Consider the following 12,195-nt stretch of genomic DNA (forward strand, 5'->3'; position numbering starts at 1 on the left):
CCCCCCCCCCCCCCCCCCCCCCCCCCCCCCCCCCCCCCCCCCCCCCCCCCCCCCCCCCCCCCCCCCCCCCCCCCCCCCCCCCCCCCCCACCGCCGTGCTCCGGTGCTTCGTCGCTTGCGCCGTCACGCGGTGGCGCGGGCGCCCGTCATGGCGGTGACGCGGTCGGAGGTGAGGATGCCGAGGAGGTAGCCGTCGTCGTCGATGACAGGCCAGACCGCGAGCCGCTTGATCCGCATCGCCAGGGCGGCACTGTCCAGGGTCATGGTGGGCCAGGCGAACGGGCCGCGCTGGTGCGTGGTGTCGCGGACCGGGGTGCGCTCGGTGTACCAGGACCGGACGAGGAACGGCTGGAGCCCGATCCGGGTCACCAGGCCCTCGCAGCGCCCGTTGTGGTCGCGGACGATCAGGTAGGCGACGTGCGCGCTGCGGAAGATGTCGTTGGCCTGGTCGACGGTGCCGTCGTCGGCGATCTGGTACTCGTACGGCTCCATGGCATCGGCGACCGTGAGGTCGGGGCCGGCCGGCCGTGCGGGAGGGGTGCTGGTGATGGTGATGGTCATGGTGTCGCCCGAGCCCGCCTCCGGGCGGCCTGCCTGCGGCTGCCCGGCGCTGTCGTTCACCCAGAACGAGGCCGGATCGGGACCGGGATACGAGATGCCCTGGATATGGTCCAGGCTACTCCCGGCGGGGTCTCCCCGGGGGGCCGGCCGGAGTAGCCTGGGAGGCAACCGAGGACATCTGGAATGCCGGTATTCGCGCTGGTGTCGCCCTGGGTCATGATGCGGTCCTTCCCGAAGGACCTGACGGGCGGCTCGTGATGATGCCGATTCCTCTTCCCATCTCCGCCGCGGGGCCGTGGTCGGTCCCTGGCGTCCCGCTGTTGCCGCGTCTGGTGCTGGAGCCGACGATGGCGCGCGGGGGCATGTTCGACGGGGCGTGGTGGCCCCGGTCCAACGACATCCGGGCCGAGCTGCCGGATCTGATCACCGCGCTCGGCGTCCATCTGGGCCGGATCGTCCGGGTCGGCCTGGACACCGCGGCCTGGGACGACATTCCCCGGTCGGTCCTGGTGGACGGGCTGGTGGTCAGGATCGGCTGGTTCGCCGCCAGTGACGAGACCATCAGCCTCACCCGGGGCTTCCAGGACCACTTCCTCCTCCTGGTGGTGCCGCCCGGCACCGACCCGGGGATCGCGGAGTTCGCGATGGCGGGCGCCGCGGCGGCCGGGAACCACACGCCGGCGGCCGAGCTGCTCGCGTGAGGAGGCCGTGAGGCTTCCTGGTGTCCGGGGCCGGCTACTGCGCCGCGTCCTCCGGGTACCAGCGGAGCTCGACGGTGTTGCCGTCCGGGTCCTGGACGTAGACGGAGGTCGCGCTGCCGCGTGCGCCGAAGCGGGAGACGGGGCCTTCGAGGACGGTGAAGACGCCGGAGTCGATGACCTCCTGCCAGTCCAGCGGGTCCACCGTCAGGCAGAGGTGGTCGACGTTGGACTCGCCGCGCTCGCGGTGGGTCAGGTCGATGATGGTCTCCGGGGTGATCCGCACCGAGGGGAACGGGACGCGGCCGGCCCGCCACTCGTCGACCCGGACGGGCTCCAGGCCGAGCAGGCCGAGGTAGAACTCCAGCGAGCGCTCGACGTCCTGGACGTTGAGGACGAGGTGGTCGAAGGCCTTGACGCGGACGGCGGCCATGGTGGGCTCCCGGGGGTGGGTGGTGGTCCTGGTGACGTCTTCTACGATCCGCTGTTCGGGGGGCGTCATCAACGCACGTCTGCACTAGGATCGTTGAGTCGGACTCAACGATCGGATGTCGGGGCATGTGGGAGCGGCACGAGATCGAGGCCTTCCTGACGCTCGCCGAGGAGCTGCACTTCGGCCGGACCGCCGAGCGGCTGGGCGTCACCACCGGGCGGATCAGCCAGGTGATCGGGAAGCTGGAGCGCCGGACGGGTGCCCTGCTCTTCGAGCGGACCAGCCGTACCGTCCGGCCGACCGCGATCGGGCGGCAGCTGGCGGACGACCTGGCGCCGCTGGTCGTGGGGATCGAGGAGGCGGTGCGGCGGGCCGTGGACGCCGGGCGCGGGGTGACCGGGGAGCTGCGGGTCGCCTTCCTCGGCGAGTGGACGGCGCCGGTGCTGCTCAAGGCCGTCCGGCTGTTCGGCGAGCGCCACCCCGGCTGCCGGGTCGACGTGCGCGAGGTGCAGCTCTTCAACTCCCGTCCGAGTCTGCTGGACGGCTCCGTCGACCTGCTCATCGCCGCCTACCCCTTCGACGGCGACGGTCTGGTCTGCGGGCCGGTGCTGCTCTCGGAGCGGCGGGTGCTGGCGGTGGCCGCCGGGCATCCGCTGGCGCGGGAGGCACGGGTGTCGGTCGAAGTCCTCGGCGACCACCCGGTGGTGCAGTACCCGGCGGCGACCTCGGCCGGGTTCAAACGGGACCGGACACCCGATCACACCCCGTCCGGCCGGCCGGTGCCGAAGGGGCCGGCGGGCAACACCTTCTCGGAGATGCTCACCCTCGTCGCACTGGGCCGGGGTGTGCTGCCCGTCGGCGAGCACTCCCGGCGGTACTACCCCCGCCCCGACATCGCGTACGTGCCGATCCACGACGCGCCGCCGATCGAACGGGGGCTGGTCTGGATGGAGAGCAACACCACCGGGCGGGTCCGCGCATTCGTCCGCGCCGCTACGGAGGCCGCCGCTACGGATGCCGCCACGGCGGATATCGCCGCGACGGATGACGCCGCCACGGACGAGTGATCGATCCGGTGGCCCGTCCGGGAAGATCTCCGAAGAGCGCCGTTGTTCGGACGGAGGACAACGGGGACGAAGGGGGAACGAGGATGTCTGGGCGGATCACGGCGGTGGCGGTGCTGCGGGCCAAGGCGGGGCGGGAGGCGGAGATGCGGGCGCAGGCCCGGTCGATGATCGAGCCCAGCCTGGCCGAGCCGGGCTGCCTCTCCTACCGGAACTACGTGGACCCGGACGACCCGCGGGCCTGGGTGGTGCTGGAGGAGTGGGAGTCGCGGGAGGCTTTCGAGGCGCACCTGGCCAGCCCGCACCTGGCGCGCGCGCTCGAACGGACGGCGGAGCTGCTGGACGGGCCGCCGGAGCTGCGGGTGCTGGCCGCGGCGGAGTGAGCGAACGGCCCGGCTCTGCCGCGAACGGCCCGTCCGCGCGTCAACGCCCGGCTCTGCCGCGAACGGCCAGGCCTTGGCGTCGGTGCCGGGCCGGCCCGCCCTGGTGTGGCCGGGGCGGGCGCTCGGTGTCAGACGTCGTCGGGGCTGGTGAAGGCCGGTGGTGTGTAGCCGGGGCCGGTGAAGTCCGGGGTGGTGAAGGTGGCGGTGCGCGGCTCCCGGCCCTCCTGGTCGGTGAGCCCTTCGGCGCCGGGGCTGCTGAAACCCGGTCCGGTGTAGCCGGGGCTGCTGAAGTCGGGGCTGCTGAAGTCGGGCCGGGGTGGGTCGGGTCGGGGTGAGTCGTCGGTCTGGGCCGGCTCGCCGGCCTGCGCCGGTATGACGGTGGCCGTCGGCGGTGCCGGGTCGGCGCGCAGGGCGGTGTGCAGGTACGGCAGCAGCGCCCGGTCGCGCAGTGCGCGCTGCCACTCGCGCCGGGCGTCGGCCAGCTCGGCCGCGAGGTCCGGGTCGACCCCGGCCGGGGCTGGCACGGTGGAGCCGTCCCGCAGGGCGGTGAGGATCAGCCCGACGATGCCCACCGCCATCGCGGCCACCCCGGCGGCCAGGGCGAGCCAGCCGGCGGTCAGCACCGAGCGGGCGAGTGCCATCCCGGGGTCGGCGGCACGCAGCCCGTACCCGAGGAGCAGCAGGACCAGTGCGGCGGCCCAGGCGAGGATCGGGGTGAGGACGGTGAGCACCGGGAACAGTCCGGCACCGCCGTTGGCGGAGCCCAGCTGGGTGAGCAGCCCGGGCGCGGTGGTCTCGCCGTCCTGGGCGGGCGGGGGCGTGCTGTGCAGGCTCTCGCGCAGCCGGAGGTAGTGCTGGTATTCGGTGGCCGCCGCTGCCGCGACGCCGTCGGCGGCGCGCAGGGTCTGGATGCGCAGCTGGTCGCCGGTGAGGGCGCCGGGCGTGCGCAGGGCGGTCAGGATGGTGCCGTCGCGCAGTGCTTCGTCGAGGAGGCGCTCGAAGTCCGGGCGGTCCTCGGCGAGCAGGTGCGGGGCGTTGTTCATGGGGACCCCGTTCATGCGAACCCGTCCCCCGGCCACCGGCCGGGGGGATCCCGGTGCCCCGGCCCGCGGGCGGGCGGAGACGGGCACGGGGACGGCCGCCACACGGGCGGCCGGGTGTGGTGTGCCTCGATGGTAGGGGCGGGTGCGGTCGCGCTGACAGTAACTTTCCGGAATTTCGCGCCCCGGGCCGCGCGTGCGGTGCGGCCCGGGCGCCGGGAACGGGTGTTCGGCGTGGCGCCCGGGCGGACTGTCGGCCGATCGGGCCGATAGGAATGTCGGACCGTCAGATCGGCAGTCGCGCGACCAGCAGGCGTCCCTCCATGGTGACGCCGCCGTCCATCGCCACGGCGAGGTCGTCGGCGTAGATGTACGGGCCGGGGATGTGCAGCGGCGCGCCGTCGTCGGCGTGCACCGCACCGGTGAGGTACGGGATCGGGCTGTGCCCGTGCACGATGCGCGAGCCGCCGTAGGTGTCGAGCAGCTCGTGGACGGCCTGCGGCCCGGCGTCGCCGCGGAAGGCGAAGCGCTTGGTGAACCGGCGGAAGCAGTCCCACCACTCGTCCACGCCCTCGTCGGCGAGCAGGTCGTGGACGGCGTCGTTGACCTCGGGGATGGACTCGCCGTACTCCAGGTACGCGGTGGTGTCGGAGTGCAGCAGCAGGTGGCCGTCCTCCAGCGCGATGGCGGGGAGTCGGGAGAGCCAGCTGATGTGGTGCGCCTCCAGCCGGTCCAGGTCGTGCTGCTGGCCGCCGTTGAGCCGCCAGGCGGCGAGGAACGAGGCGGTGCCGGCGGTGGACTGGACGGGCTCGTCGCCGTACCGGGAGGCGCCGAGGAAGAGCAGTTCGTGATTGCCCATCAGGGCCCGGCAGTAGCCGCCGGCGGCGGCGGCCTCGGCGGCGAGCTGCATGACCAGGTCGATGACGCCGATGCCGTCCGGGCCGCGGTCGGTGAAGTCGCCGAGGAACCAGATCCGGGAGCGGCCGGCCGACCAGTGGCCGTCGGCGTCGATCAGGCCCTGGTGGCGCAGCTCGGCGACCAGCTCGTCGAGGTAGCCGTGCACGTCGCCGACGACGTAGAGCGGGCCGGGCGGCTCGTTCGGGGCCGGTGCGGGGTAGGGGTTGTACGGCAGGCCGGGCTCGGGGAACGGGGGGCCGAGCTCGATGGTCGGCGGGTCGTCGCTCTGGTGCGCGGGTGAGGGCCGGTCGGGGAGCGTCGGCTCGTACCCGGCGGGTGAGGGCCGGTCGGGGAGCGTCGGCTCGTACCCGGCGTGCGCGGCCTGCGTGCTGCGGTGTTCCTGCAGGCTGTGGTCCTGCGGGTGGTGGTGTTCCGGCAGGCCGTGGTCCTGGGGGCCCTGGTGGTCGGGCCGGCCGTGGCCGTCCCGCTGCGGATCGTGGCCGTTCTCCGGGTGCCCGGCGCCCCGCCAGTGCTGTTCGAGGTAGCGGGCGCCGCCGTAGCCGCTGTACGTCTCCGACTCGTACGCCGCCTCGGCGTACCCGGCCGGCTCCGGTTCGTAGTAGGTGCCGTAGGGCAGCACGTCGAGGTCCGGCTGGTGGCGTGGGCCTGAGTCCGGGTGTTCAGGCCCGGGGAAGCGGTCCTCGGGTGTCATTCGCCCATCATAGGAAGACCACTCTCCCGGCGTCGTCACCTGGTGGGTATCCAATCCTCCGGAGCGTCAGCCGGGTGGTCCGTCAGGTCCGTTTTGTCCCGGCTAGGTATGGTCTAGACCGCCTCTGGGCTCGCCGCGCGGGTGCGGGCGGCGAGCCCGGGGCGCTCCTACACCTCGCCCGGCGGGCGAGGCGGGCTGACCGTGGTGCGCGGGCTCCGGCGCTGGGAGGACGCGCGGACGATCAGCTCGGTGGGCATCAGGGTGCCGGGCGGCGGGCCGTTGCCGGCGGTGCGGAACCGGGGCGGGAAGAGTCGGGCGATGTCGACGCCCGTCCCGGAGTCCACTCCCTCGATGGCGTCGATGAGCAGGTTGACGACGGTGGTGCCGATCCGCCGGGGCTTGAGCGAGAGCGTGGTGATCGGCGGCTCGGTGGCCGCGTAGACGTCGCTCTCGCTGCAGCAGACGAGCAGCAGGTCGTCCGGCACCCGCAGGCCGTACCGGCGGGCGGCGGCGAGCAGGTCGGTGCCGTTGGGGTCGAAGAGGCCGTAGACGGCGTCGGGCCGGTCGGGGCGGGCGAGCAGCCGGTCGGCGGCGACGGCGCCGGCGGCCGGGTCGTGCGCGGGGTAGGTCTCGTAGACCGGCTCCTGGCCGACCTTGGCGCACCAGGCGAGGTAGGCCTCGGTGGAGAGCCGGGTGTACGTGTCGGTGCTGGTGCCGGTGAGCAGGCCGATCCGGCGGGCGCCGGCCTCGGAGAGGTGGTCGAGGATGCCGAGCACGGCGGCCTCGTGGTCGTTGTCGACCCAGGCGGTGACCGGGCAGTTGCCGGGCTTGCCGTCGCTGACCACCGGGACGCCGGACCGGTACAGCTCGCTGACCAGCGGGTCCTGGTCGGGCGGGTCGATCACCACGGTGCCGTCGAGGGCGATGTTGCCCCAGACGTCGTGCCGGGAGGAGGCGGGCAGCACCACCAGCGCGTAGCCGCGGCCGAGCGCGGCGCTGGTGGCGGCGCGGGCCATCTCGGCGAAGTAGGCGAACTCGGTGAAGGTGAAGGGTTCTTCGCCGTAGGTGGTGACGGTCAGTCCGATCAGGCCCGAGCGCCCGGTGCGCAAGGTGCGGGCGGCGGCCGAGGGGCGGTAGCCGAGGCGTTCGGCGACCTCGCGCACCCGGCTTCTGGTCTCGTCGGGCAGGCGGCCCTTACCGTTCAACGCGTCGGAGACGGTGGTGATCGACACTCCTGCGGCTGCTGCCACATCCCGGATGCCGGCCCGCTCCAGACGCCGTGAGGTGGTGGGTCGCCGACCGCTCTGGTTGGCTGCTGCTGTCATGGCGGACCGATCGTATGGCTCCTGACAAGGGTCTGTGACCGGCGCATCGGGGGCCCTTGGAGATACGTTTCTCCAAGAGTGAGCCTCTGCGCGCCCCTTCGATACCCGCACGAAACCAGCCGTCTTACCTCTGACATGTGCCAATGGAACCCGCCAGAATGGCTGATCTGCGCCCATAACCCGACCGGGCATCTCACTCCTACGGGTGAGCGCGGTCGGTATCGTTCAGGGCACCCGACCGGGGTGGTCCGGGTGCGTTGCGAGTTCCCGGGCCGGGCGGCGATCCCGTCCGAGACGGGCGTGGACGCGCCGGAAGCAGCTCGAAGCGGTGAGAACGCCGCGAGCTCGACCGAGCTCGACCGAGTGGAAGAGAAGGAGCAGGACCGTGAGTGGAACGGCACCGCAGGGACCCCGGCTGAGGCCGACCCTGGACGGCATCCCCACCTACAAGCCCGGCAAGCCGGCCGGCGCCGACGCCTACAAGCTGTCCTCCAACGAGAACCCGTACGAGCCGCTGCCCGGCGTGCTCGACGCGGCGGTCAAGGCGGCCGGCTCGTTCAACCGGTACCCGGACATGGCGGCCATCGAGCTGACCGCCGAGCTGGCGGCGCACTTCGGCGTCCCGGCCGAGCACATCGCCACCGGCACCGGCTCGGTCGGCGTCGCCCAGTCGCTGATCCTCTCCACCGCCGGCCCGGGCGACGAGGTGATCTTCGCCTGGCGCTCCTTCGAGGCCTACCCGATCATCACCCAGGTCGCCGGCGCGACCCCGGTCCCGGTGCCGCTCACCGCGGGCGGGGACCACGACCTGGACGCGATGCTGGCCGCCGTCACCGAGCGGACCAGGCTGATCTTCGTCTGCAACCCGAACAACCCCACCGGCAACGTGATCCACCGCGCCGAGCTGGAGCGCTTCCTGGACGCCGTCCCCGCCGACATCCTCGTCGTCGTCGACGAGGCGTACATCGAGTTCATCCGTGACCCCGAGGTCCCCAACGGCATCGAGCTCTACCGCGACCGCCCCAACGTCTGCGTGCTGCGGACCTTCTCCAAGGCGTACGGCCTGGCGGGCCTGCGGGTCGGCTTCGCGATCGCCCACGAGCCGGTGGCCACCGCGCTGCGCAAGACCGCGGTGCCGTTCGGCGTCACCCAGCTGGCCCAGGACGCCGCCGTCGCCTCGCTGCGGGCCGAGGAGGCCCTGATGGTCCGGGTCGAGGCGCTGGTCGAGGAGCGCACCCGGGTCGTCGCCGGGCTGCGCGCCCAGGGCTGGGAGATCCCGGACTCGCAGGCCAACTTCGTCTGGCTGCCGCTCGGCGAGCGCTCGCAGGAGTTCGCGGCCGCCTGCGCCGCGGCCGGTGTGATCGTCCGCCCGTTCCCGGAGGGCGTCCGGATCTCGATCGGCGAGGTCGAGGGCAACTCGATCTTCCTGGCGGTGGCCGAGGCCTTCCGCAAGGAGCTGTAGGACGCGCGAGGGCCTCTGCCACGCACCACGACGGAGTGGGAAGTCGGTCGGTCCGACTTCCCACTCCGTCGTTCTGCCGCCGGCCTCACCCGCGCCGCAGGAAGAGCGCCGAGGCGGCGCCGGCCAGCAGGACCAGGGCGGCGTTGACGGCGATCGCCCAGCCGACGCCGGTGAGCACGGTGGTGCCGGCGGCGGCCGCGGTCGCGATCGCGCTCATCACCGGGGTGCCCAGGGTGATGCCGACCTGCTGGGTCATCGTGGCGACGCCGGTGGCCAGCCCCTGCTCCTCGTCCGGCAGGCCAGAGGTGGCCGTCACCATGAAGCCGACGATCGCCAGCATGTTGCCCACCCCGCCGACGAAGGTCGCCGCCAGCAGCAGGCCCAGCCAGGCCCGGTCCGCGCCGAGCAGGACCAGCGAGGCGGTCGCCACCGCCTGGACGAGGAAACCCGCGATCAGCGCGCCCCGGCTGCCGAGCCGGCCGATCAGCCGCGGCGCCGCCACCCCGCCGAGCACGGTGCCCGCGCCCAGCACGCCGAAGGCCAGGCCGGTGGCCAGTGCGGAGAAGCCGAGCACCCGCTGCAGGTAGAGGGTCAGCAGGAAGACCAGCGAGGTCTCGGTGGCGAAGGCCAGCAGCCCGGCCGCGTTGCCCCAGACCACCGTGCGCCGCCGCAGGACCCGGACCGGCACCAGCGGGGCGGCGGCGGACCGCTCGACGAACCAGAACGCCGTCAGCAGCACCGCGGCCAGAGCCAGCACCCCGAGTGCCAGCGGGTCGCCCCAGCCGTGCTCGCCGGCCGTCGTCAGCCCGTAGATCAGGGCGAGCAGGCCGCCGGTGACGGTGACCGCGCCCGGCAGGTCCATCCGGGTCCGCCCCTCCGGCCGGCTCTCGGCGATCAGCCGGGGCGCGACCAGCAGCACGGCCAGGGCGACCGGCACGTTGACGAAGAACGCCCAGCGCCAGCTGAGCAGGTCGGTGAGCAGCCCGCCGAGCACCGCGCCCGAGGTGAAGCCGGCCGACATCAGGGCACCGTTCAGGCCCAGCGCCCGGGCGCGCAGCGGCCCCTCGGGGAAGGCCGTGGTGAGCAGCGCCAGCCCGGCCGGGGTGACGGCGGCGGTGGCCAGGCCCTGGGCGACCCGGGCGGCCAGCAGCATTTCGGGGCTGGTCGCCAGGCCGCCGACCAGGGACGAGACACCGAGTACCGCCAGGCCGAGCAGGAAGACCCGGCGCCGTCCGACCAGATCGGCCACCCGCCCGAAGAGCAGGGTGAAGCCGGCGGCGGCGAGGGCGAAGGAGGTGGCGATCCACTGCAGGCTGCCGAGCCCGAAGCCGAGGCCCTGGCCGATCACCGGCAGGGCGACGTTCAGGATCGAGAAGTCCACGGCCAGCATGAACTGGGCGGCCAGCAGGACGACCAGGACGAGCCGCTGCCGGCCGGTCATGCCGGCCTTCGTTGCGGAAAGGGGCGGTGCTGCGGGTGCCTGGGGTGCCTGGGGTGCTTGGGGCGCTTCGGGTACTTCGGGTACTTCGGACAGGGTGGCGGTCATCGGTCCGCTGCCTTTCCACTCGACGAGGTCTCGGGGTACGGCAACAGCCTGTGCGGCGGCGCGCGGCGTACCCAGACCCCCGCGAAGGGTGGCACTGACAGGGGCAGGCTCCACGGCGCCGGGCGGTGTTGACTGAGTCCATGACCGCAGCCACCGCACCCGAGACACCGACCGAGCTGGGCGAGTTCCTGCGCACCCGCCGCGCCCGGCTGCAACCCGAGGACGTCGGCCTGACCACGTACGGGACGAGGCGGCGGGTGCCCGGCCTGCGGCGCGAGGAGCTGGCCCAGCTGGCGGGCGTCAGCATCACCTACTACACGCGGCTGGAGCAGGGGCAGAGCCGCAACGTCTCCGACGAGGTGCTCGACGCCATCGCGCGGGCGCTTCGCCTGGACGAGGACGAGCACGCCCACCTGCGCAACCTGGCCCGCCCGGGCCGTTCGGCGAAGGGGCGGGCGGCCGCCGAGCGGTTCGAGCGGGCGAGGCCGGCGGTGCGGCAGCTGATCGCGGCGATGGTCGACGTCCCGGCGGTGGTGGTCGGCCGCCGCAACGAGGTGCTGGCCTGGAACCCGCTCGGCCACGCCCTGCTGGCCGGCCACGTCGACCCGGCCGCCCCCGACCGGCCTGCGGAGCGGCCGAACCTCTCCCGGCTGCTCTTCCTCGACCCGCGCACCCGGGCCCTCTACCCGCAGTGGGAGGCCGAGGCCCGGGCCCAGGTGGCGTTCCTGCGGCTGGCCGCCGGGCGCCACCAGGATGACCGGCAACTGGCGGAGGTCATCGGTGAGTTGTCGATGAAGAGTGCGGAGTTCGCGGCACTCTGGTCACGCCACCCGGTGCACGACTGCCTGTTCGGGACCAAGGAGTTCCACCACCCGGTGGTGGGGGAGCTGGAGTTGGACTTCGAGGCGCTGCCCCTGCCCGAGGCGTCCGGCCACCGGATGCTGCTCTTCAGCGCGGCGCCCGGTTCGTCGTCGGAGGCCGGGCTGCGGCTGCTCGCGGCCAGCGCCGCTGCGGCGCCGACCGCCGACCTGGGCCTTCCGAGCTCCGCGCCTACCGCTTGACGATCCGGTCGAGGACGGCGGCGACGCGTTCCTTGACCGCCGCCGCGTGGTGGAGGGCTTCCGGTGCCGCGTCGGTGCCCGGCGGCCGGACGCCCCGGTCCGCGAGGACGTAGAGCAGCCGCAGCGTGCGCAGGCAGTTGGTGAGGTGGGCGGGCACCGGGGTGCTGATGCGGTCGGCTCCGAAGCAGGCGGCGATCGGGTCCAGCCACGTGGTCGCGTCGTCCTCGCTCAGGTCGGGCCGGGTGAGGACACGGGCGATCGCCCTCGCCAGCCGGTCGTCCTCCAGCTGGTCGAGCACGTGATCGGTGGGCGCCGTCAGCCGGGCGGCGGCGAGATGCAGCATCCGTACCGGATCCACGTCGGGGTGGCGGCCCAACCGGTCCAGCAGGTCCGCGCCGTGCGCGACGGCATGGAGCCAGCCGAGCTTCTCGTCATGGCCGCGCAGGTCCTGCTCCGCCGGGTACCAACGCTCGAACGCGTCCACCCAGGCCGAGTTGAAGTCCCCCTTCTCCACCAGCATGTCGAGCACGAGGGGAGCGAACGTGCGGGCCTGGATCTCCGGGTCGAGGAAGCGGGCGGCCATCTCGTCCCCCAGCGCCAGCCGGCGGGGTGAGTCGATCACCCCGCGCTCGATCCAGGTCGAGAGGACGGCGTAAGGCGCTCCGTCCCGGACCTCGGGATCGGGGTCCGCCAGGGCGGCGGAGAGTTCGCGGACCAGCTCCTCCAGGGAGCGGTCGGCGGGTACGGCAAAGTCGTCGGCTTCGATCCTGCTCCAGGCGGTCACGGCAGGAAGGATAGGCCGGTAGTGCCGCTCCGCACCCGCGAATTATGCGGGCCCCGGACCTTTGACCGACGGACCTTTGACCGACGGACCTTGACCGACACCGGCAACTGCACTCGGTGAACTGGGGGCGGGTCGGGAAACGCTGAAAGGGGCCCTTCTCCGCACCGCCGTGCGGAGGAGGGCCCCTTTCGGGTTTCCGTGCGTGTCGGTCAGCGCTGGGGACGCAGTCG

Annotated in this window: 12 protein-coding genes; 5 read left to right on the top strand and 7 right to left on the bottom strand. The window is 73.4% G+C overall.

Annotated elements, in window-relative coordinates:
- Positions 1 to 122: 122 nt before the first annotated feature.
- Entirely contained in the window at positions 123 to 620 is a 498-nt protein-coding gene (locus ACZ6NC_RS41280) for a CBS domain-containing protein (RefSeq protein WP_465739043.1), read from the bottom strand.
- Between the two features lie 260 nt (positions 621 to 880).
- On the opposite strand from ACZ6NC_RS41280, the gene ACZ6NC_RS41285 reads away from it, so the two are divergent.
- Positions 881 to 1,261, top strand: a complete 381-nt coding sequence (locus ACZ6NC_RS41285; RefSeq protein ID WP_465739044.1) for a DUF5994 family protein — start codon at positions 881 to 883, stop codon at positions 1,259 to 1,261.
- Between the two features lie 34 nt (positions 1,262 to 1,295).
- Here ACZ6NC_RS41285 and ACZ6NC_RS41290 read toward each other — a convergent pair whose 3' ends face one another.
- Positions 1,296 to 1,691 (bottom strand): VOC family protein, encoded by a 396-nt coding sequence (locus ACZ6NC_RS41290; RefSeq protein ID WP_465739054.1) that lies wholly within the window; start codon positions 1,689 to 1,691, stop codon positions 1,296 to 1,298.
- 125 nt (positions 1,692 to 1,816) lie between these two features.
- On the opposite strand from ACZ6NC_RS41290, the gene ACZ6NC_RS41295 reads away from it, so the two are divergent.
- Positions 1,817 to 2,758, top strand: coding sequence for a LysR family transcriptional regulator (locus ACZ6NC_RS41295; protein WP_465739045.1), 942 nt, complete (start codon positions 1,817 to 1,819; stop codon positions 2,756 to 2,758).
- An 83-nt stretch (positions 2,759 to 2,841) separates the two neighbouring features.
- Entirely contained in the window at positions 2,842 to 3,138 is a 297-nt protein-coding gene (locus ACZ6NC_RS41300; protein ID WP_465739046.1) for a putative quinol monooxygenase, read from the top strand.
- Between the two features lie 128 nt (positions 3,139 to 3,266).
- Here ACZ6NC_RS41300 and ACZ6NC_RS41305 read toward each other — a convergent pair whose 3' ends face one another.
- The 3 genes from ACZ6NC_RS41305 to ACZ6NC_RS41315 all read right to left on the bottom strand — a co-directional run bounded on the left by ACZ6NC_RS41305 (position 3,267) and on the right by ACZ6NC_RS41315 (position 7,112).
- Positions 3,267 to 4,196, bottom strand: coding sequence for a hypothetical protein (locus ACZ6NC_RS41305; RefSeq protein ID WP_465739047.1), 930 nt, complete (start codon positions 4,194 to 4,196; stop codon positions 3,267 to 3,269).
- A 268-nt stretch (positions 4,197 to 4,464) separates the two neighbouring features.
- On the bottom strand, positions 4,465 to 5,787 hold the full coding sequence (locus ACZ6NC_RS41310) for a metallophosphoesterase (protein WP_465739048.1): 1,323 nt from the start codon (positions 5,785 to 5,787) through the stop codon (positions 4,465 to 4,467).
- A gap of 167 nt (positions 5,788 to 5,954) precedes the next feature.
- Positions 5,955 to 7,112: a LacI family DNA-binding transcriptional regulator gene (locus ACZ6NC_RS41315; RefSeq protein WP_465739049.1), complete on the bottom strand. Its 1,158-nt coding sequence runs from the start codon at positions 7,110 to 7,112 to the stop codon at positions 5,955 to 5,957.
- Positions 7,113 to 7,497: 385 nt separating this feature from the next.
- Between ACZ6NC_RS41315 and hisC the strand changes: the two genes are divergently transcribed.
- Positions 7,498 to 8,574: a histidinol-phosphate transaminase gene (hisC, locus tag ACZ6NC_RS41320; RefSeq protein ID WP_465739050.1), complete on the top strand. Its 1,077-nt coding sequence runs from the start codon at positions 7,498 to 7,500 to the stop codon at positions 8,572 to 8,574.
- A gap of 85 nt (positions 8,575 to 8,659) precedes the next feature.
- Here hisC and ACZ6NC_RS41325 read toward each other — a convergent pair whose 3' ends face one another.
- Positions 8,660 to 10,120 carry an MFS transporter gene (locus tag ACZ6NC_RS41325; protein WP_465739051.1) on the bottom strand — a complete coding sequence of 487 codons (1,461 nt, stop codon included), beginning with the start codon at positions 10,118 to 10,120 and terminating at the stop codon, positions 8,660 to 8,662.
- A gap of 140 nt (positions 10,121 to 10,260) precedes the next feature.
- Here ACZ6NC_RS41325 and ACZ6NC_RS41330 point away from each other — a divergent pair, with 140 nt between their 5' ends.
- Positions 10,261 to 11,181 carry a helix-turn-helix transcriptional regulator gene (locus ACZ6NC_RS41330; RefSeq protein ID WP_465739052.1) on the top strand — a complete coding sequence of 307 codons (921 nt, stop codon included), beginning with the start codon at positions 10,261 to 10,263 and terminating at the stop codon, positions 11,179 to 11,181.
- Here the strand turns inward: ACZ6NC_RS41330 and ACZ6NC_RS41335 are convergent.
- The gene (locus ACZ6NC_RS41335; protein ID WP_465739053.1) at positions 11,171 to 11,965 is read right to left on the bottom strand and encodes a DUF2785 domain-containing protein; all 795 of its coding nucleotides are present in this window, start codon (positions 11,963 to 11,965) and stop codon (positions 11,171 to 11,173) included. The genes ACZ6NC_RS41330 and ACZ6NC_RS41335 overlap by 11 nt on opposite strands.
- Positions 11,966 to 12,195: the final 230 nt, after the last annotated feature.

This window comes from Kitasatospora sp. NPDC041988 (genome assembly GCF_055588525.1).

Coding starts and splice junctions, on each gene's coding strand:
- ACZ6NC_RS41290 (WP_465739054.1), bottom strand. CDS start 1,691: ATGGCCGCCGTCCGCGTCAAGGCCTTCGACCACCTCGTCCTCAACGTC.
- ACZ6NC_RS41295 (WP_465739045.1), top strand. CDS start 1,817: ATGTGGGAGCGGCACGAGATCGAGGCCTTCCTGACGCTCGCCGAGGAG.
- ACZ6NC_RS41300 (WP_465739046.1), top strand. CDS start 2,842: ATGTCTGGGCGGATCACGGCGGTGGCGGTGCTGCGGGCCAAGGCGGGG.
- ACZ6NC_RS41305 (WP_465739047.1), bottom strand. CDS start 4,196: ATGAACGGGGTCCCCATGAACAACGCCCCGCACCTGCTCGCCGAGGAC.
- ACZ6NC_RS41310 (WP_465739048.1), bottom strand. CDS start 5,787: ATGACACCCGAGGACCGCTTCCCCGGGCCTGAACACCCGGACTCAGGC.
- ACZ6NC_RS41315 (WP_465739049.1), bottom strand. CDS start 7,112: ATGACAGCAGCAGCCAACCAGAGCGGTCGGCGACCCACCACCTCACGG.
- ACZ6NC_RS41325 (WP_465739051.1), bottom strand. CDS start 10,120: ATGACCGCCACCCTGTCCGAAGTACCCGAAGTACCCGAAGCGCCCCAA.
- ACZ6NC_RS41330 (WP_465739052.1), top strand. CDS start 10,261: ATGACCGCAGCCACCGCACCCGAGACACCGACCGAGCTGGGCGAGTTC.